The organism is Sporomusa malonica (assembly GCF_900176355.1).
In the GTDB taxonomy this organism is placed as follows: Bacteria; Bacillota; Negativicutes; order Sporomusales; family Sporomusaceae; genus Sporomusa; species Sporomusa malonica.
Genome location: NZ_FWXI01000019.1, coordinates 1 through 19,929 on the forward strand (window position 1 = coordinate 1; position 19,929 = coordinate 19,929).

Below are 19,929 nucleotides of genomic sequence, written 5' to 3' on the forward strand. Positions count from 1 at the left end.
CGACATTCAGTGCAGACTGCCACACTTCGATCGCTCGCAGGTTGGGGAGTATATGAAAAAGCACCTGGCTTATGCAGGTGCCGATCGGGATATCTTTTCGGATGGGGCTATTGATGAAATTTACCGTTTCTCAAGCGGAGCCGCCCGTCTTGTCAACAAGGCATGTACACATTGCCTACTCTATGGTTCGCAAAACGGACGCAGGATTATTGACGACCATATGGTTAAACTGGTGATTCAGGGAGAACTAGTTTAATTGGCAGTTTCATTTGCTGCCGGGACTGTTGGTCAGCATTTCCGGCAGCATTTGGACAACTAACACAGTCTATTTCTGGACACTATGCGCCAGCAACAACAGTATTGGAAGTACTTCTGGTAGGATGGGGTAGCGGTTTTTATTGTTCCTTATGATAGTTTTTGGGTTATCAATATGACTCAGGGAGCATTAATATCACATAAAATTAGCCTCACATATTCTGATAAACTCATTTATTATTGTACCTTTCCATTTATTTTTATGCATAAGTAACTGTAGAAGCAGCTTCTCTTCATTTTCCTTATCCTTCAAATGTAGGCGCCTTATCTTTTGATTTTCATTTACTACTAGTTCAGGCAGATATGTTATTCCGAGCCCGTTCGCCACGATTTTGATAATTGCCTCTGTTGAGGCGCTCTCCATTAATATATCGGGTTCAATTCCATTTTTTTTTAAAAACGCTTCTACTTTTTGCCGATATTGACAATTTGGTTCTGTTAAAACGAATTTCTGTTTCTTTAAATCTTCTAGGCATACATCTGTAGATTTGAGTGCCGCATTTTCTGCTATGTAAAAGTTAAGTTTGACTGTCTGTTCTAGTAATAAACACAATTCAGTCAATGGTTTATTAAAATCCAATACAAATGCAATGTCAGCCCGTCCGCTTGCGAGATAATATTTTAATTTGTCAGCAACACCTGATACGATTTTAATATTTACTTTAGGATATTTTTGAATAAACTGATTTAAAATATTCGGCAGAACTGTCATACAGACAGAATCTACTGCTGCAATACTTAGTGAACCTGATATTTCCTTTTCTTCATGCATAGCATCCAAAAATTTATCTGTAATTCTAAAAATTTCATTACTATACTCTAATAATTTTTCTCCTGCAACTGTAATACGAAGCGTATTTCCATATCGTTCAAATAATTTTACGCCAAGTTCATTCTCTAATAGCTTAATTTGTGTAGTAACTGTTGACTGCGCATATCCAAGCTGCTCCGCAGCTTTTGTAATACTATTCAATTCACATACCCTTTTAAACGTATGAAGATTTCTATTTTCCATGTACACCTCATCATAATTTTTGATGTCCTATTTCAAATATATCAATTTTTAAAATACCAATTAACATGGTAACATGTAATTCATAAAACAACAATATGAGGTGATTTATCATGAAAAAAATATTAGTTCTCTGCGGAAGCGGACGTAGACATGGAAATTCTGAAAAGCTTGCTGATGCTTTTATCGAAGGAGCAGCACTACATAATGAAATTACCAAAATTACATTAGTTAATAAGAAAATTGCTCCATGCAGCAACTGCAACTACTGTCAAGATCACAATGGTGAATGCGCTATTCAGGATGATATGCAGAAAATTATTACCGCATTACAAAATCATGAGATCCTTGTGTTTTGTTCACCAGTCTATTATTTAGGCTTCAGTGCACAGCTCAAGACTGTCATTGACCGGACTTATGCCGAAAGCGCAATAGGAAGAAAGATTCAAAGTACCATTCTCTTATCTGTTGCCGGAAAAAAAGACTCATTTGTTTCAGACTGTATGATTAATGCTTATCAACAATTATGTAATTATCTTGGTTTTAAAAATATTGGAATTATCTCTGCTAAAGGTTTCGAGAACCCTAATGATATAGAAAATTCCTCAATGTTGATTGATGCATTAGAACTTGGAAAATCTATCATTTAACTAAATGAAATAAAATAGTTTTAATTTTGTAAAGATGTAATGGGTAGCCTCCTATTCGATTGATTTTTTAGTTTTGCATGCTATTTGTATGTAATGGCGCTTTTTTGCAAGCGTAGAAGGAAGCAAGTAGTGATTTCTGGTAATCTGGTCACTTTGTTTAAGCAAAAGGTATTGGAAGTACTTCTGATGGGGTGTAGGTAGTGGTTTTGAAAAAATATAATTCAATTATGGTTATTATTTAGAAGGATATATTTATATTGTATGGAACTTACCACCAAAGAATTATTACCCGAAATTAGCACTTTAATTAAAGAGGTGAACAATTTGGCAGATAAGATAAAAATGACAATTGCTGCGTATGACAAAAATTGTGGAAAATTTGCTGATAAATTTATGCAATATGATCCATATGTTACCCACGTTATGGAATTTGCCGATTTTTTAGAGCATGGTTTTTCCATACTAGATATTGGTTGTGGTCCGGGAAATATTGCGAAGCAGTTATGTGAAGTAAAAGATTTGGAAATTACGGGAATTGATCTTTCAGCGGAAATGCTGGAATTGGCTAAAAGAAACGTTCCCCAGGGCATTTTTTATCTGCAAGATTCACGTAAAGCAAATTTTCCGCCGGAATCATTTGATGCAGTCATGTTATCTTTTAGTATTGTTCATTTGGAGGATGAAGAAGCCAAGTCGGTACTGCAGAATGCCGTTAAATGGGTAAGAAGCGGCGGCTATGTGTATTTGAGCTTTATGGAAGGAAAACCGCCTGGTTTTGAGACGACCAGCTTTTCTGAGCAACCGCTATATTTTAATTATTTTCAGGAAGTCGAAATTAGAGAACTTCTGGGACTACAAGGGATGGAATGCATTCGTAGTGTACGGCAGGATTATCCAGAACCAGATGGAAGTACTATCAAGGATGTTTTTCTTTTTTTGAAGAAGCGGTAAAAGGAAGTGGTGGGGCGGTTCTTTTGCTTCCAAACTAAACCGCGTCAGCCGGTGGTTCGAGTCCTCCCGGGCGCACCACTTAAAACTAGTAATGGCAAGGCCTCAGACACTCTGAGCCTTGCCATTTTTGTGTCTTTTTTGTAGTTTTGTATGCTATTTGTATGTTATGGCGCTTCTAGATAGAGTAAGAAGAGAAAATGAGTAGTTACATTGTTTTTGAAAAGTAGGTACTGGAAGTACTTCTGATACGTTTAAATGGAAGGCTATACGTTATTCTAACCATACAGCCTCTTTACGTGCCGTAAAAACTTTCCTAGCAACCCCAACAGCATTTAGAACTCGCGGAAATCCTGTATAAGGAATGCACTGCATAAAAATCTCGATAATTTTATTTGGTGTAATTCCTACGTTTAGCGCCCCATTGATATGTACCTCAAGCTGATTTTCACAGCCGCCTTGGGTTAATAAGCTCGATAAGGTAACCATTTCCCGTTCCTGTAGATTCAATTCTTCCCGACAGTATATATCACCAAAAGCAAATTCGACAATGTACCTGCCTAAATCGGGTGCAATATCTTTAAGAGCGTTAATGACATTTTCCCCAGCTGTACCATCTACCTCTGCCAGTTTTTGTAACCCTTGTTCAAATCGATTTAATTCCATTGTTGTGACCTCCTATATTTGGTATAATTGAATTGTAAAAGTTAAAGTATACTTTAAGTCAAGAGGACTTTTTCAGCATGAATTATTCAATAGGACAATTTTCAAAGCTAACCAATCTTAGCGCTCCTACACTTCGCTACTATGAGCAGGAACAATTAATTGTCGTCAGCCGAGATTCCGGCAGACGGCGGTATTATACTACCGAAGATATTGATTGGATTTTATTTATCAAAAAGCTAAAAGATACAGGCATGCCCATAAAGGCTATCAGAGAATACGCTGTACTGCGCTATCAGGGCGACTCGACCATTAAGCGAAGATTAGCAATACTCGAAAACCACAAATTGGTGGTCATGCAGGAAAAAGCCAAATGGGATAATAATCTGCAAAATCTGGAGGAAAAAATTAAGGTATATCAACACAAATTAAAAAAATAACTGGCCATAAAAGCAACATATATGGGGCCGGTTAATGTCCACAAATTAGTTGAGATTTAAAAAGACACCGTAAATTGCGGTGTCCTTCTGGTGAGAAATTCTTCGAATTATAAGAGCGCGTATTACTGATCTAGAACTAATCAAACAAGCTGCATTTTCATGGAAGTATATTTGGGGGATTCAGTAAATCCAAGCTTTTCATATAACGGCTTTCCTTCTTTGGTGGCAGAAAGGTTGATCGAAGAAACTCCTAATTGTTTTGCTTCATCAATTATTTTAGATATCACCCTGCTGGCGATTCCTATTCTACGATATTCAGGATATGTTAATACGTTGAGTAAAGTCCCGGTTTTACCTGTGATAAATGCTGGATTTGCCGGCTTTTCCGATATTGCAAGAAACGCTGTTGACAATATATTGTTGTCGGTTTCAGCCAGTATAGCGATGAAGTCATGATTAATATGCTTCGAAAAATATGTTGTTAATTGTGAACGAATCGCATTTTTTTCATCAGTGGTTAAATTACCATTATCAGCTAGTAGATAATCAATTCGAAGCTTAATAAGAATGTCGATATCATCAATGGTTGCTTTACGAATATTCATTTTCTCGTACCTCCCCAATTTAATGACGACCCTATTGTTTTTTTGTACAACATTCGTCAATAGGAAAGCAATTCCTGCTCAGCATGTTCTTAGTAAAATAAATTCGCCTATCATTTCAAATGACAGCGATTTTCCCGCCCTCACATCTCAATAATGAGCGGATTTTAAGGCAAAGCAGGTAGGTTTGGATTAACAAAAGATAAAAAAGCCGTATAGGTCAAATCACCATCCCTATGTCTTCCTCCACCACTTGACTATTAAAATGGCAAGGCTTCAGAATTTCTGAGCTTTGCCATTTTTATGTTCAAATTTCTGGTGCTATTCCATATATATCTAAAGCCTCATTGCATGTATTACTTACGTCAATTGCCAATATAACTGAAGTATCAAATTGATAGAGTGTCTTTTGTACATATACTTTTCATTATTAGATTTCCTCCTACATACGCATGTTTTATTAACTTAGGTATTACCACTGAGGTAAATTGATTGGACCAGCCGGTTTAGTGTATCGAGCGCTGAGGCTTTAACGGAATCAGAGTGTTTAGGCGTTAATTGGTAACATACCCTTGGGGGTGGTGGATCGGATAAGTGCTGGACTACGAATTTATCTATTTGAGCAAGTGCATTTGCAATCGATCTTGGTACTATAGCCCATTGCTGGGGATCCCACATAAGAGAAAAAATCAGTGCTGCTGCATCGATCTGTAAGTTGGGTGGGCTATAGGTATCCCACCATCGGTCATGCCACATTTGGTATGATGGCCCCCAATTGAAATAGAGTTGATTCCGACAGTCTAATTCCAGCGGCGATATAACATCGGTCGGCGTTCTCTCCTCCGTCCGGAGGCGAACTAATACCATTTCATCTACATAAAACGGCTTCACTATAATGCTAGACACCACTCTCTCAAGTTTTACAAATGCCACGTCGATTTCTTTCCGCTCAATGCTTTCATAAGACTCCAGCGTATGCTGTGTACGAATCTGCAAACGCATAGCAGGATATTGTTGGCTTATCGCTCGATAAAGCGGTGGCAATACATATACATTCAGGCTGTCTGCTGCCCCGATTGTTAAGCTGATTTGTGGGCCCCTTGATTGTAAAATTTCCACCTCTCTTTTTAGCATACTCCATCGTTGAGCTAAGGCAACAAAGCTTTCTCCAATGGGAGTCAAATTAATGGTTTGAACACCTTTACGGCGTTCGATTAGAGTTGCACCCATCTCACGCTCCAGTACCTGTAACCGATAACTTACAGTTGACTGAGACAGATGAAGCAATTCAGCCGCCTTTGTCAAGCTTCGAGTTTGTACAATCGCCAGAAATGCCTCCATACCCATTAAATCCATACTTCCTCACCTTTAATATCGAAATTATAAATATTTTATAGCAATTTTATGCGTTTTACTTTCCGCTATTGGTATATTAAAATTAGCATGAAACAAACAGTCTGGCAACAATATTATGGGGCGAGGAGAAAAGATGAATAGTTTTGCACTTCTGCTGGTAGTAACAGCCGCATTCTGCCATGCAGCCTGGAACCTGCTGGCCAAAAGAGCGTGTGGTGGTACTGCGTTTATCTGGATTTTTGCCAGTCTGTCGGCATTGCTGTACTTCCCGCTGGCGTTATGGGTGCTGCTCATAGAGAAACCTAATATCAGCACCTACCAGATTGTGCTGATATTGGGCAGCGCCGTGTTGCATTCAGTATATTTTATTTTATTAGATAAGGGCTATAGATTTGGCGATCTTTCGGTTATATACCCACTGGCCAGGGGAACTGGACCATTACTCTCCATAGTGACGGCAATTCTTTTTTTAGGAGAGCAGCCTACGCCGATCGCTTTAGCTGGAGCTATTCTCATCGGGATAGGAATTCTCGTAATTACGGGAAACCCTTTTAGTCACGAAGAAACAAATGCCCGCAAGTCTATAGTTTACGCTCTGTTCTGTGGTGCCACAATTGCAGGATACACCGTCGTAGACAAAATTGCTGTCAGCACTTATTTAATTCCTCCGCTACTTATGGATTGGTCTACAAATTTAGGGCGAGTCATTTTGCTGACGCCCTATTCGCTAAAAAATTGGACTAAGGTCAAAGAACAATGGACTGCTCATAAAAAAGAAGCGATAGCGGTGGCTATACTGTCACCGTTGGCCTATATCCTTGTTCTAACGGCGATGGTATTTAGTCCTGTTAGTTATATAGCGCCAGCTAGGGAAGTCAGCATATTAATTGGCACTATTTTGGGAGCAAAGCTATTGTCGGAGAGCGATTTTAGAAGCAGACTAGTCGGTGCCGGGACGATGCTGATTGGCCTCGTTGCCTTATCGATCGGGTAGCAATAAAATGCAGGTGTGCATTCGGCATACTAGCGGGCAGGCTTCATAGATCATACATCGACCTTTCCGAGAGAGAAATTTACATTTGCCATCAGCATTTTGCAGCATAGCCCACTTCAGCCTGGTATCTTTTGCTTTTCAAGGGCTATTTAGCTGTTTAACTAATTCAGCAAAGATCCAGTACAGATAAAATAAACGGATACGTGTTATTACGCATCCGCTTATTTTGGGGGCCAACGAACAAAGCCTTAAGTCCGTACTTTTGCTACCTTTCCAATTCTGTTGCGGTAAAGGTAATTGGTCCAATAACAGTTGCGGCGCTGCCGGCATCTGGCAATTCAGCTGTAAGGAAATAGGTAGGTGATTTTGATGACCGTGAGCGATTATCAACATGAGCAAAACTGGTAACTTTCCTGTTGTCAGCGCCGCTTTCGCCGCTATCGTCGGCACTGAAAATCAAAGTGCCTGCTACTGGAGTGCCACGCCAAATTTTAAACAATACATTAACCTTTTCTAATCCGGTACCGTCAGTTACCGCCAGCCAGCCGACAGTTGCAGTTAATAATACGGTGCTATTGCAATCGGAATCAGAACGTAGGGAAAGAGAGGCCAAAGTAGTAGGGGTTGGCGACAATGTTAGCGGTATAGATACACTCCCAGTTGTATTATTTGGCAATACATAAAATCGGAATTGGTCAATTTCAACATCATGACTCATCCTAATTACCTCCATCAATATATTCTATTAACATAATATTCATTACTGCTGCAAGATGTTACAGGATAACCGTTGTTGGTGGCACTTCATTGTTGGAGTAAGCTGTAAAAACACAAAAAAACCGCTTAAAAATGAATTTTTAGGCGGTTTTCTCTATGCGGCAGTAGTTTCAAATATGCCAATGATTTAGCGAGTGCTGTCTGATTTAGACATATTTGAATAAAAGCCGGTTTTATTTCGTTGCGTTGCTATCGTGGGAGCAGTGTTGACAGCTGGGGGCACGTCTGCAGCATCTTTATCTTTTTCTTCTAGGGTATTTTTAGTAGCTCGCTCTATTAGATAGTCCATCGAATCATAGCTTTGCGCGATTGCGTAACCAATAGTCACTGTGACCTGAAAGTTCTCTTCGTTAATGGGAAAAATAGCTTCAGCAACTACCCGTTTAATTTTATCTGCCAGCATTAAGAGTAAACTTTTTTTGGAGCTGTCAGCAATGGCAATAAAGCTTGCTCCGTGCCATCGGCCAATAATCGCAGGGTAGGTAATACAAGAGGATAGCGTTTTTGCAAGCATTTTTAGTATTTTGTCGGCCCTTGAAACACCATATAACTCGTTAATGGCGCGAAAACTGACAATATTAATATATAAGATACCAAAGGACTCTCGTTTTTCGGGTATCTCATTAAGCATTGTTTGCAGTCTGCTTTCAATATATTGTTTACTGAATAACTCAGAAAGGGAATCCATGTAAGCCGCCTTTGTTAACGCTTTTACCTTATCATGGCCAATTTTTTTCTGAGAATTATCGGAAAACAGCTCGATGACTCCCAATAGGTGACCATACTTATTATAGACAGGAAAGGTTTTGACTGTGGCAAAAATCAGATGACCATCTTTGTGGGTAATAAACATGTCTTCTTTTTGTTGTCGGCCCTCTTGGAAGGCCTTTGTGATTGAGCAATGTTCTCCGCAGCGTTTTTCACCATTAATACTCATATGAGAAATGATTTGGCAGCACTTCTGCATAGTGGTTTCTTCTGCTCGATAGCCTAGGATATTCTCAGCGCCGCTATTCCAATAAATAATATTCTTGTTTATATCAGTAAAATAGACACCCTCATCTAAATAATCAAGTACATTGCTAGTAAAGGCATTAAAATAATCGATCATAATTGTGTGCCTCCATCATTTGAGATTTCAGGATAAATTCTGACAAGATGCAAACAATTCCTGCATAGTAGTCACTACTGATAATTTTTTTATTGAATACTGTACGATTGGAGAGGGAGTTTGAAAAAGCAAGGTGAAGGCTTGTAATTCGGTGCAGGTGCAATGAGCAGACGCTAGGGGTTAAAGCGATAGCCTGTCCCCCAGAGTGTTTCGATAAATTCTGGATTAGAAGGGTCTTTTTCAATCTTTTTGCGTATTTTCTGGATATGCACAGCGACTGTTGCTGTGTCACTGCAATACTCTTCTCCCCATATGGTGTCAAAGATATGCAATTTGGAAAAAACTATGTTTGGATTACTCGCCAAGAAAAACAAAAGGTCATATTCCTTTGTGTTAATGGGACATGCAAACCATTTACGGTAACCTTATGGGAAGCTGTATTGATTTCTAACCCTTTGTGTTGGATTGTCTCTGTAAGCGTATGACCTTTGAGCCGTTCATAGCGTTTGATATGAGATTTAATCCTAGCCACCAATTCAGCAGGGCTAAAAGGTTTGGTTAAATAATCATCTGCTCCGAAATCCAAGCCTCTGATTTTATCAATATCGTCGTTACGGGCGGTCACCACGATAACTGGTATCTCTAACTTTTTTCGAATTTCTTTAATGATTTCGAAGCCATCTTTATTTGGCAGCATTAAATCTACGACAATAAGATCATACATACCCGAAAGTGCTTTTTTTAGACCTGTGAGGCCATCTTGATTGATTTCTGCACGATAACCGTTTAGTTGAAGATAGTCACGTTCCAGCTCGGCGATATCGAGGTCGTCTTCAATAATTAGTATTTGCTTCATATATAATCAATCTCCGTTATTTTGTAAAATTGGGAGTATTATTGTAAAACAAGTGCCTGCACTTTCTATACTGGAAACAGTAATTTTTCCTCCATGAGCTTCGATCAGTTCCAGCGCAATAGCAAGTCCTAATCCTGTACACCCATAGTTTTTCTTTCGCTCTGTATCTATACGATAAAACCGGTTAAAGATATAGGGAAGTTTGTCTGAAGCAATTCCGGGGCCATTATCCTGAATATCAATACAGATAAAATTATCATGTTGATACATTTTAATTTTTATGGCTAAATTACTTTCCGGGCCATGCTTAACGGCATTACTGATGATATTGTTAAAAGCTTGATGGAACCTCCTGCCATCTAGTTTTACCAAATAGTCATGTTCAAGTTGAGTAATATATTGAAAGTGAGTATTTTTTTCCTCAAGGTCAAATTTATATTCTTCCATAAAATCATTCATAAAAGCACAAATCTGTATAGTCTCAAAAGAGAAATCCAACTTCTGCATGTCTAGTTTAGAGAAAAGGAACAGATCATCAATCAGCTTATTAATATAAGTGGTATTGTGATGGATGGTACGGAGGTACTTGCTTTTGTCATCTTCATCTACAATAGTCCCATCCTGTAATACCTCAATATAGCCTTGGATTGCTGTTATTGGTGTTTTTAGGTCATGGGAAATATTTGCAATCAATGCTTTTCTATCTTCTTCATACCCGGTTTGCATTTTTTCGGTCTCATACAGTTTTTGGGCCATCTCGTTAAAAGAAAAAATCAACAAGCCAAGATCATTAGGAGCAGAGTAGTCTACTTTTACATTATAGTTTCCCTTGGCAATTTCATCTACGCCTACCTTGAGTTTTTCAATGGGCGCAAGTATACGTTTTTCTAAGCGAAGCAGAAAAACAAACTGAAATATTTCTTTTATACTAATTAAAAATGCAAAAAAAATCCCAATTCCTTTAAATCCTACCCAACTAAATAATAGATATAAGGTTAAGATGTGGAATAATACAATCGCGGGGCGGAAGTAACGGAAATACTGATGATATTTATGAAATTCCTGATGATGATGCCGATGGATCATTTGAAACTTAGCGAAAATTGTATCTTTACATTGTTTATCTGTACTAGAGTAGGTATGAGGACGTCTGCACTTAAACACACCAGTTACACCACCTGTCTGCTAAACGTTAATGCGTTGTATATATGCCTTATTATAGTGCAAATAATGAAAAGGGCGCAAAATAAATTTCAATTTGCGCCCGGCAGTGGTTAGTTGAGTTGTAGTTCAGCTTTGATGTTCAGCACATGTTTTTCATTTTGTTCATTGTTTTGTGTTCCGTCAAAGGTAACCACGACTCTTTTAATTTCGTACTCTTTATTAACAGACATTGCGATTGATAAATTGCCTTTTTCTAGATAGCAGAATTCTTTCAGGAAGCAATGCTGACCTTCAGCGGGATCGGCTTTAGCATGATTCATTTTTTCCAGGATGTGTGCTTTGATATCTTCGGGTGTTTCGGTTATTTCGAGTGTAACAAGGGAAGTTTTATCGGCATGCTCTTCAATTTGGATGTTGTTTAATAGGCTTAATGCAAACCCAAGTTTCGCAAGTTTACTTTTAATCCCCCCGCATCTGCTGCCAGCATGATGAAAGTGTTTAAAAAATTTGTGGTGCATGCCTTGGCATGCGCATGGATTAGTAATCTCGGTGGTGCTTTGGTGTTTTACCTGCTTGCCTGCATAATCTACTTCGGTCGTGATATTTGCCGTAGTCTGCATGGTTAGTAGATTTTTTTCGAATGCGTTTCTCACATAAAAGATCTTTGCTTGATCTTTTTCCACTTCCGCGGTTACCATACCATTAAAAATATCTTTACCCTTCAGCGTTTTGACCACATCATACAGAAATTTAATTTTGTTCATCTTAATAATAACCTCCTTGATTTGCCTATGAGCTTATTATAAAAGATGTTGTTAAACTGGCTTTAAAGCATTTATAAAATTTCTATAAAAATACATAAAAGATGTATTAATAGAACATAGTGACTTCTTATGCTTTACTCTTTCTATGAACAGGATTTGCTATATAATAGTTAGCAGGAGGGGATAGAGGATGGCTGAGGCTTTGAAAGCTGTGTATAGTGAGGAATTTCTACGCCGCTTCAGCGAAAAGGTGCACGCAGCGTATGGCGCTTTCGATAGTAACGGATTTATTTCTGCGGTTATGGATGATACATGGGGCGAGCTTGCTCTGAAAGCCCGGATGCGGCGAATTTCCAAGACGCTTGGGCAGTATTTACCAAGTCGCTACGAAGACGCTCTGGATACACTATTTACCATTGATGACGAGTGCGTTGGCTTTCCGTACCTGTTTTTCCCGGATTTTGTGGCAGTGTATGGTCAGGCAGAGGAACATTGGGATCTTTCCATGAGAGCGCTGGAACGATTTACGGTGAAGTCGTCTGCGGAATTTGCGGTAAGGACGTTCCTGCTGCGCCAGCCAGAGCGGATGATGGATCAGATGGAGGCGTGGGCAAAACACCCGAATGAGCATGTCCGGCGACTGGCAAGCGAGGGCTGTCGCCCACGTTTACCATGGGGCGAGGCGCTTTCCCTGTTTAAGCGTGACCCCACTCCGGTTCTGCGTGTGCTGGAACTGCTAAAGGCAGATCTGTCGCCGTATGTGCGCAAGAGCGTTGCTAACAACCTTAATGACATCGCAAAGGATCATCCGGCGGTCGTGATTGAAACAACCTGCCGCTGGAAAGGCAAAGATTCGCACACAGACTGGATCGTGCGGCATGGTTGCCGCACTCTGATACGCAAGGCTGATCCAGCCGTTATGGAATTGTTCGGCTACGCAGAATCGGCAGGTGTTGGGGGACTTGTGACCTTGGCTTCATTGGCGGTAGAGCCACCTGTGCTGACGATCGGTGAGAGCTGCGAGCTGCGGTATGAGCTTTTCATTCAGGAAGGTGAGCCAGTACGTATACGTATTGAATATGGAATTGACTTCGTGAAGGCCAAGGGGCGAACATCACGCAAATTATTCTTGCTATCTGACAAAACAGTACCTGGAGGAGCACGCCTTGCTGGTACGCGGACGCACAGTTGGGCGGATCTGACGACTCGTCGTCATTATCCGGGTGAGCACCGGATTACGCTGTTGGTAAACGGGCGCGAAGTCGCTTATACAGTGCTGCAACTTGCTGTGGGCAAAAAGAAGATAACACCGTAAATAACCTAACCTTTCTTCGTGAGAGACAAAGGCGATATACCATATAGAGGTATTGTTTTCTCGGGCCGCCTCGATGCTTGCTGGGTTAGGCATAGGTCTTTTTCTTCCAGACCAGGTGGCCACTTGTAAGAAAGGTGCTAAGAAAAGATAGCTGTTAAAAACTTAAAGGTAAAATATTGACTCTATACTGTAAACTCGGTAAAATCAAATTGTAAATAAAAGACAAAGTTGATAACTTTCAATCCTAACAATGGTAGAATTTGTGGTGTGGAGGGTTAGTTTATGCAAAAAGGTAAATGTGTGAGAACCATTAGTGTAGCTATTCTTTGTTTATGGCTATTGGCGCTGCCGTTAATGGCAGGAGCCACATACGGGGCTAGCGAGGCGGGGCTGGTCATTGACAAAAAATCGTATGTGCCTGGTGAACAGATACAGGTGAAGTATCAAGCTCCTGCGAATTGGCCGAGTGATGCCTGGATTGGTATAATTCCGTCAAACATCAGGCATGGTAGTGAGGAAGTCAACGATCAACATGACATTACTTATCAGTATATTGAACAGCGTACTGGCGGAATTATGGTGTTTACAGCACCGGGGCCGGGTCAGTGGGACTTACGGATGCATGATACGGATAGCAATGGGCGTGAAGTTGCCAGTGTAAGCTTTACTGTCAGTAATATCATTCCCAACAGCACCGGCCAGAAATTATGGCTGAACAAGACAGTATTTGTGCCAGGGGAGAGAATTCAAGTAAGATTCCAAGCCATGGCGAATTGGCCGAGTGATGCCTGGATCGGCATAATTCCGTCAAATATCAGTCATGGTAGCGAGGAAGTCAACGATCAATACGACATTACGTATCAGTACATTGAGCAGCGTTCCAGCGGAATTATGGAGTTTACGGCACCGGAAGCGGGTCACTGGGACTTACGGATGCATGATACTGACAGTAATGGCAGGGAGATTTCTTACATATCATTCACCGTTAGGTAGCAGGCATTAAAAAACTGAAATTATAATAAAGAACCCAGAAAATTATTTATACATTTCGGGTTCTTTTTAGTAGAAGTAGATGGGGGTTAACCTCGTGAGAAACTATTCGACTGGAGGAAATATATGTTAAATGTCACCCCAAAGTCAGAAATTGAGACAAGAACTCATCGTTTTCAGAGAAGGTTAAGTGAACTGGGGCTTAATGGAGCCTTAATTCTGCTGAACAGTGATATGTTCTATTTTACAGGTACGGTGCAAAACTCAATTTTGTATATACCTGCTGACGGTGAACCGTTACTTATGGTGAAAAAAAGTTTAAGTCGTGCGCAGCAAGAGTCACCGCTGAAAAATATTATTGCCATTAAAAGTCCCAAAGAAATTGTAGGCATTATTGCGGAAGCCGGTTATGCTAGTCCTGCGAAAATCGGCCTGGAATTAGATGTGCTGCCAGTCAACCTGTATAATACTTACAAGAAAATGTTTCCTAATGCGGAATTTAGTGATGTTTCGCCGGCAATCAAAGAAACACGCGCAATCAAATCGCCGTACGAAGTAGAACTTATCCGCACTGCGTTAGGGGTAATTGATAAAGCATTTTTAGCAGTTCCGTCTTTTTTGCATGAGGGAATGTTAGAGATTGAATTGGCCGCATTGTTTGAGGCCGAAATGCGTAAACGTGGTTATTCAAATTGCTGCAAAATGCGGGCATTTAACCAGGATTTGTTTTTTGGCAATCTATGTACTGGCAACAGTGGCGCGTACCCCAGCTTTTTTGATGGACCGGTTGGCGGCATGGGGGTCAGCCTGTCCCAGCCTCAAGGGGCGGGATGGAAAAGGATAAACCGTAATGAAGTGATCTATATTGATTATACCTGTGTAATTCAAGGCTATACCGGTGATCAAACCAGAATCTTTTGTATCGGCGAACTTAGCCCTAAATTAGTAAAAGCATATGAAGCTGCGCTGCTGATTGAAGCGGAAATACTTAAAGCTATGAAACCAGGAATTCCGGCAGAGGAACCGCATCTATTGGCTGTTAAACTGGCAGAGGAACTGGGGTACAAAGATTATTTTATGGGTTACAAGGAAGACAGAGTCAAATTTATTGGTCATGGAATAGGCTTGGAGCTTGACGAATGGCCTATCTTGGCTAAAGGTCTCACTACTCCGATCTTACCAGGGATGACTTTTGCGCTAGAACCTAAGTTTGTCTTCCCTGAAGGGGCAATTGGGACTGAAAGCAGCTTTGTTATGACTGAAGCAGGACCTGAGTTATTAAGTGTTACACCTAATGATATTACATACATAAAGTAACAAAAGGTAAGACTTCAAGGGTATTTGGCCCTTGAAGTTTTTTTGCTTGTAGGCCGCTTAATCCCACTTAGATTTTGGCTAGGATCTGTTAGGGATAATTAGCATTAGCAGCGAAAATAAAGGATAAGTATCGAAGTTGGTAGAATATTAGCACACAACATATCACCTGTCCGAATGATCACCTTGATTCACCTCTTAGTTTCGGAATTCAGCACAAGGAGGACACTGTGGGGAATCGGATTTTGTTTGTAGATGATGAAAGAGCGATTTTGAAGGCTATCGAAAGGCTGTTTTTTGACACTGATTACGAAATCGTAACTGCTGACAGCGGTGAAGCAGGTCTGCGGATTCTAGCGGAAGAGCAGGTCGATGTTGTGGTATCCGACATTCGTATGCCAGGAATGGATGGGCACCAATTTTTACGAAAAGTTAAGACTTTATATCCTGCTACAACACGGCTGATACTGAGTGGCTACGCGGAAGAAAATGCAATTCTGAATAGCATTGTAGATGGTTCAAGTAATATGTATTTACTCAAACCGTGGGATGGACAGGAGTTAAAGAATAAAATTAAGCAGATCTTCGAGACAAGGGAGATTTTTAAAAGCTCAGCTTTTCTTGATATGGCTAATAAATTAGAAAATATAGCCGTAGCGCCTGGTATCTACAATTCAGTGGCTGGACTTATTGAACGAGGGTCAGAAATAGGGCAGATTGCTGCGATAGTCGAAACCGATCCCACCATATCAGCGGCGGTGCTGAGAGTTGCTAATAGCGCGTTTTATAACGTAAAAACAGGATCAGTTGCCAAAGCAATAACCTTTTTGGGGCTTAACGCAACTAAAGCTATTGTGCTATCCTGCAGCTTGTTTAAGTTTGCTAATATCAGAATACCGCCATTTAACGTCAAAAGGTTAGCGCTACATGCCAGTAGTTCTAATCGCTTACTTCACCTGATCTATTCACAGTTGCTTAAAAAGCAGCTACCGGAAAGTCACCAAGCTGCTGGGCTGCTTAGCAATGTGGGCTTCTTAATCTGTCTACATTATTTCCCGGATAAATATGATCAAATAGTTCGTGCCTATGTTAGTGGGAAGGACAAAAACGCAGTAAAGATAGAAAAAGAATATCTTGGAATAACGCACCAGGAAGTCGGCGGGTACTTGCTGAACTGGTGGGGTTTGCCATACCCAATTGTCGAAGCAGCCCTTTTTCATCATGAGCCTCTTAATAGCGCAATAGTTAACAAGGAAGTTGTAGCTGTTGTCAATATTACCAACCACTATGCCTGGAAGCAAATAAGCCCCGAATTGGCCCCGAATCTGGATCCAGAAGTTTTTGCTATGTTGGGCGTTAGTAAAGATGATTGCGAACGGTTGATAAAAGATGTAGGGCAGCAAATTTAGGAAAGAAGCTGTGAGGAGTGTATTGTATGAACAAAGTACTGTTCGTGGATGATGAGAGCAACGTTCTAAGTGCAATCCGGCGATGTGTTATTGATGAACCATATAAAGCCTTTTTTGCCAGTAGTGCTCAAGAGGCAATAGCGATTATGGAGAAAAATGAATTAAGCGTTCTTGTAACCGATATGCGTATGCCGGGTACGGACGGACTCACTTTGCTAAAATTTGCGAAAGAAAAATATCCAAGAACTGTACGCGTTGTCTTATCAGGATATACGCAATTATCACAAATGCTTGTTACAATTAATCAAGGAGAAATTTTTAGATTTATAACCAAGCCTTGGGATTCGGAACAAGAACTGCTGCCTGCGATAAGGCAAGCAATTGACTACTATAACCTGCAGGTTGAAAGAGATACTTTAAGGGATAATCTTGCCAAACGGAATCTCTCTTATCAGAATATCTTAAAATTAATGGAGAAAAGACTGGCTGACGAAAAACATGAATTAAACAACCTCAAGGAAGTTAGCAGCTGGATGTTTTCATTCTGGCGAAAGTACATTAAGGGAGTTAGCGATTCTATCGGAAATTCGACCAGTCTAGACCAATTTGTTGATGAAATAGAGGCCGTTTATTTAACGTTCTTAAGCCAGTTACCGGCCGTTGAGGATGTCAAAAACGTTTCTAGTCTGATTAATGATATTGTAAAAGACTGCAATAATCGTGTGAGAATTAACCATGATTCAAATGCTGACTATAATACACGGGGAAATCATAAATTTTTGATTATGGTGTTTAAAATTCTGGTCCATGATTTACCAGAGGACTATAAAGTGGTTACTTGTGACTTGACTGAGAATAAAGGCCGGGATAAGAAAATAGATCTGGTTTTTGATCTAAGCGTAAATTTAAAGAAGATTAATGCTAACGATAAAAACAGGTTGAAAATATCGTGCGCTTTGTTGAATAGAATGGGAAAAAGCTACAACGTCAGTATTTTACCAGATATTAAAGACGAAGAAGTAGGTCATATTCGTGTGCATTGGGAGACAACAGAAGACTAATTGCAGAAGATCATCCTAATTCTGGGATTCCATATACTTACTATTGCAGTCAGACTGGAGGAAAGCCGATGAAAAAGATAAGCATCATTGAGGCATTTACTGGTGATTCATCGACTTTGCGTAACATTAGCAGGATAATTGTACTTTTTGGTGTATGCCTATTTATCGCCATCTGGCTAGGCCTCTATTTTAAGATTGAGTATGAGCGGCAAAACGAAATTGACCATGCTATTCGGGATACTGCAAATTTTGCGCGGACTTTTGAGGAACATACTATCCGTACAATGAGAAGCGCAGATCAAATAGTATTATTTCTAAAATATCAATATGAAAGAGAAGGTTTGGCTATCGACATTCCCAAGTATATAAATGAAGGCAGGCTTGCAAATCAGCCGGTTGTACTGATGGGGATAATTGAAGAGAACGGGGATTTTGTGGCTAGCAGTCAGGTTCCGTTTGTACCATCCAATCTAAAAGATCGTGAACATTTCAAGGTACATAAGGAATCTGTAACCGGCCAATTGTATATCAGTAAGCCAGTATTGGGACGGTCTTCCGGCAAATGGTCAATTCAACTGACCCGCCGTATAAATAAGCCGAACGGCGAATTTGGGGGGGTAGCAGTTGTAGCTGTAGACCCATTTTACTTTACTGGATTCTATAAACAAATTGATTTGGGAAAAGATTCTGTAGTTACCCTAATTGGTCGTGATGGTATCACCCGGGCGCGTCAGTCTGATAGTAATAATGGCGTGGGGCTGGATGTGAGGGAATCTGTTCTGTGGCAAAAGCTGTCGGCTAATGATGTTGGTTATTATATTTCAACAAGCATGGTTGATGGTGTTAAACGGATTTATAGTTATCGGGCTATGCGTGAATACCCATTTGTGGTACTGGTAGGGGTTACTGAACAGGAAGTTTTTGAGAGTTTGAATCAGCGTATCAGGAGCTATTACCTGGTGGCTGGAATGGCCACTATTATGATCGTTATATTTATCGGGCTGCTGATGGGATTTATCACCAAGCAAAAGCGATATGAGGAAGAACTGGAAAAAGCTCGTGACAATCTGGAGGGCCAGGTCGAGCAACGGACGCAGGAGTTGTTTGCGATGAATGAGGAACTCACTGCCATGAACGAAGAGCATATTGCGATGAACGAGGAGCTCCACACCACCAACCAGGATCTCCAGTACGAGGTTGCCGAGCGCAAGCGAACCGAAGAACAATTACAACAAAAAAATGACGAACTTAGCAAAGCATATGTTGAGTTAAAAAATGCTCAGTCGCAAGTTCTTCAGCAGGAAAAAATGGCTTCAATCGGGCAACTAGCGGCAGGTGTTGCCCACGAAATCAATAATCCGTTAGGCTTTGTACTGAGTAACTTCGAGACTCTGCAAAATTATGTGGATAGACTGTTAGAAATGATGAATAGCTTTAGGGAACTGCACAGAAGGGCGTCTGAAGAAAAAATACCGTCTTTACAGGAAAATGTCGAGCAAATTGCTATTTTGGAAAAGAAGAAAAAACTGAATTATATTTTACAAGATCTTGAGCCTATCTTTAAGGAAACAAACGATGGATTGAGCCGCGTCGGTAATATTGTCAAGGCATTACGCTTATTTTCCCGGGTTGATCAGCAACATAACTTTGAAGAGTTTGATTTAAATGAAGGCGTTAAGAATACGCTAACCGTGGCTAGGAACGAGGTGAAATATGTTGCTGAGGTACAGGAGAACCTAAACGAAGTGCCGGCAGTCAGGGCTGTCGGTGGTCAAATTAATCAGGTGCTCCTCAATCTCATCATGAATGCCGCTCATGCAATTAAAGCCAAGGGCATAGATGGCCTCGGACTGATTACGGTGAGTACCTACACTGATGGTCAGTTTGTTTACTGTTCAATTGCCGATACTGGTACCGGTATCGCGGAAGAAATTAAGCAGGATGTTTTTAATCCGTTTTTTACGACAAAACCGGTCGGCCAGGGTACGGGATTAGGTCTGAGTATTTCCTATGATATCATTGTCAATAAACATCAGGGAGATATTTCGTTCAAAAGTGAAGCGGGGATAGGTACCACCTTCGTTATTAAACTGCCACTCATTCGAAAGACGGAAAAAACGGCTATCACATGACAGTTGCGATCATAACAGCCGCCATAACGGTGAGAATGAAACAGTAAAGATGGGGT

The 19,929-nt window shown here is 40.4% G+C and carries 19 protein-coding genes and 2 pseudogenes; 11 read left to right on the top strand and 10 right to left on the bottom strand.

Features of this window, described 5'->3' with window-relative positions:
• Positions 1-256 (top strand): annotated as a pseudogene (locus B9A22_RS18315) (AAA family ATPase); the annotation flags it as partial.
• Between the two features lie 195 nt (positions 257-451).
• Here the strand turns inward: B9A22_RS18315 and B9A22_RS18320 are convergent.
• A complete protein-coding gene (locus B9A22_RS18320; RefSeq protein ID WP_084577389.1) occupies positions 452-1,330 on the bottom strand; it encodes a LysR family transcriptional regulator in 879 nt (292 codons plus the stop codon).
• 110 nt (positions 1,331-1,440) lie between these two features.
• On the opposite strand from B9A22_RS18320, the gene B9A22_RS18325 reads away from it, so the two are divergent.
• Together B9A22_RS18325 and B9A22_RS18330 are read left to right on the top strand one after the other, a co-directional pair.
• On the top strand, positions 1,441-1,977 hold the full coding sequence (locus tag B9A22_RS18325; protein ID WP_084577390.1) for a flavodoxin family protein: 537 nt from the start codon (positions 1,441-1,443) through the stop codon (positions 1,975-1,977).
• A gap of 324 nt (positions 1,978-2,301) precedes the next feature.
• Positions 2,302-2,928, top strand: coding sequence for a class I SAM-dependent methyltransferase (locus B9A22_RS18330; RefSeq protein WP_245824048.1), 627 nt, complete (start codon positions 2,302-2,304; stop codon positions 2,926-2,928).
• A gap of 270 nt (positions 2,929-3,198) precedes the next feature.
• On the opposite strand, the gene B9A22_RS18335 is transcribed toward B9A22_RS18330, so the two are convergent.
• Positions 3,199-3,591, bottom strand: a complete 393-nt coding sequence (locus tag B9A22_RS18335; protein ID WP_084577391.1) for a carboxymuconolactone decarboxylase family protein — start codon at positions 3,589-3,591, stop codon at positions 3,199-3,201.
• Positions 3,592-3,668: 77 nt separating this feature from the next.
• Here B9A22_RS18335 and B9A22_RS18340 point away from each other — a divergent pair, with 77 nt between their 5' ends.
• Positions 3,669-4,028 carry a MerR family transcriptional regulator gene (locus tag B9A22_RS18340; RefSeq protein ID WP_084577392.1) on the top strand — a complete coding sequence of 120 codons (360 nt, stop codon included), beginning with the start codon at positions 3,669-3,671 and terminating at the stop codon, positions 4,026-4,028.
• 140 nt (positions 4,029-4,168) lie between these two features.
• Here B9A22_RS18340 and B9A22_RS18345 read toward each other — a convergent pair whose 3' ends face one another.
• Together B9A22_RS18345 and B9A22_RS18350 are read right to left on the bottom strand one after the other, a co-directional pair.
• A complete protein-coding gene (locus B9A22_RS18345) occupies positions 4,169-4,633 on the bottom strand; it encodes a GNAT family N-acetyltransferase (RefSeq protein ID WP_084577393.1) in 465 nt (154 codons plus the stop codon).
• A 462-nt stretch (positions 4,634-5,095) separates the two neighbouring features.
• Positions 5,096-5,986 carry a LysR family transcriptional regulator gene (locus B9A22_RS18350; protein WP_084577394.1) on the bottom strand — a complete coding sequence of 297 codons (891 nt, stop codon included), beginning with the start codon at positions 5,984-5,986 and terminating at the stop codon, positions 5,096-5,098.
• Positions 5,987-6,119: 133 nt separating this feature from the next.
• On the opposite strand from B9A22_RS18350, the gene B9A22_RS18355 reads away from it, so the two are divergent.
• The gene (locus B9A22_RS18355) at positions 6,120-6,980 is read left to right on the top strand and encodes an EamA family transporter (protein WP_084577395.1); all 861 of its coding nucleotides are present in this window, start codon (positions 6,120-6,122) and stop codon (positions 6,978-6,980) included.
• Here B9A22_RS18355 and B9A22_RS26585 read toward each other — a convergent pair.
• The 6 genes and pseudogenes from B9A22_RS26585 to B9A22_RS18380 form a co-directional block, all read right to left on the bottom strand.
• Positions 6,966-7,088, bottom strand: a complete 123-nt coding sequence (locus B9A22_RS26585; RefSeq protein WP_139796300.1) for a YkgJ family cysteine cluster protein — start codon at positions 7,086-7,088, stop codon at positions 6,966-6,968. The two genes, B9A22_RS18355 and B9A22_RS26585, sit on opposite strands and share 15 nt — an antisense overlap.
• A gap of 157 nt (positions 7,089-7,245) precedes the next feature.
• Positions 7,246-7,698 carry a hypothetical protein gene (locus B9A22_RS18360; protein WP_084577396.1) on the bottom strand — a complete coding sequence of 151 codons (453 nt, stop codon included), beginning with the start codon at positions 7,696-7,698 and terminating at the stop codon, positions 7,246-7,248.
• 186 nt (positions 7,699-7,884) lie between these two features.
• Positions 7,885-8,868, bottom strand: coding sequence for a sensor domain-containing diguanylate cyclase (locus tag B9A22_RS18365; RefSeq protein ID WP_084577397.1), 984 nt, complete (start codon positions 8,866-8,868; stop codon positions 7,885-7,887).
• Between the two features lie 173 nt (positions 8,869-9,041).
• Positions 9,042-9,724 (bottom strand): annotated as a pseudogene (locus B9A22_RS18370) (response regulator transcription factor).
• 6 nt (positions 9,725-9,730) lie between these two features.
• Positions 9,731-10,888 (bottom strand): sensor histidine kinase, encoded by a 1,158-nt coding sequence (locus B9A22_RS18375; protein WP_084577398.1) that lies wholly within the window; start codon positions 10,886-10,888, stop codon positions 9,731-9,733.
• A 110-nt stretch (positions 10,889-10,998) separates the two neighbouring features.
• Positions 10,999-11,652 carry a hypothetical protein gene (locus tag B9A22_RS18380; RefSeq protein ID WP_084577399.1) on the bottom strand — a complete coding sequence of 218 codons (654 nt, stop codon included), beginning with the start codon at positions 11,650-11,652 and terminating at the stop codon, positions 10,999-11,001.
• A 190-nt stretch (positions 11,653-11,842) separates the two neighbouring features.
• Here B9A22_RS18380 and B9A22_RS18385 point away from each other — a divergent pair, with 190 nt between their 5' ends.
• The 6 genes from B9A22_RS18385 (at position 11,843) to B9A22_RS18410 (ending at position 19,873) form a co-directional block, all read left to right on the top strand.
• A complete protein-coding gene (locus tag B9A22_RS18385) occupies positions 11,843-12,967 on the top strand; it encodes a DNA alkylation repair protein (protein WP_084577400.1) in 1,125 nt (374 codons plus the stop codon).
• A 282-nt stretch (positions 12,968-13,249) separates the two neighbouring features.
• Positions 13,250-13,960, top strand: a complete 711-nt coding sequence (locus tag B9A22_RS18390) for a hypothetical protein (RefSeq protein ID WP_084577401.1) — start codon at positions 13,250-13,252, stop codon at positions 13,958-13,960.
• Positions 13,961-14,083: 123 nt separating this feature from the next.
• Entirely contained in the window at positions 14,084-15,274 is a 1,191-nt protein-coding gene (locus tag B9A22_RS18395; protein ID WP_084577402.1) for a M24 family metallopeptidase, read from the top strand.
• A gap of 227 nt (positions 15,275-15,501) precedes the next feature.
• Positions 15,502-16,680 carry an HDOD domain-containing protein gene (locus tag B9A22_RS18400; protein WP_084577403.1) on the top strand — a complete coding sequence of 393 codons (1,179 nt, stop codon included), beginning with the start codon at positions 15,502-15,504 and terminating at the stop codon, positions 16,678-16,680.
• A gap of 26 nt (positions 16,681-16,706) precedes the next feature.
• Positions 16,707-17,741, top strand: coding sequence for a response regulator (locus B9A22_RS18405; RefSeq protein ID WP_084577404.1), 1,035 nt, complete (start codon positions 16,707-16,709; stop codon positions 17,739-17,741).
• A gap of 68 nt (positions 17,742-17,809) precedes the next feature.
• Positions 17,810-19,873, top strand: coding sequence for an ATP-binding protein (locus B9A22_RS18410; RefSeq protein ID WP_084577405.1), 2,064 nt, complete (start codon positions 17,810-17,812; stop codon positions 19,871-19,873).
• The last annotated feature ends 56 nt before the right edge of the window (positions 19,874-19,929 follow it).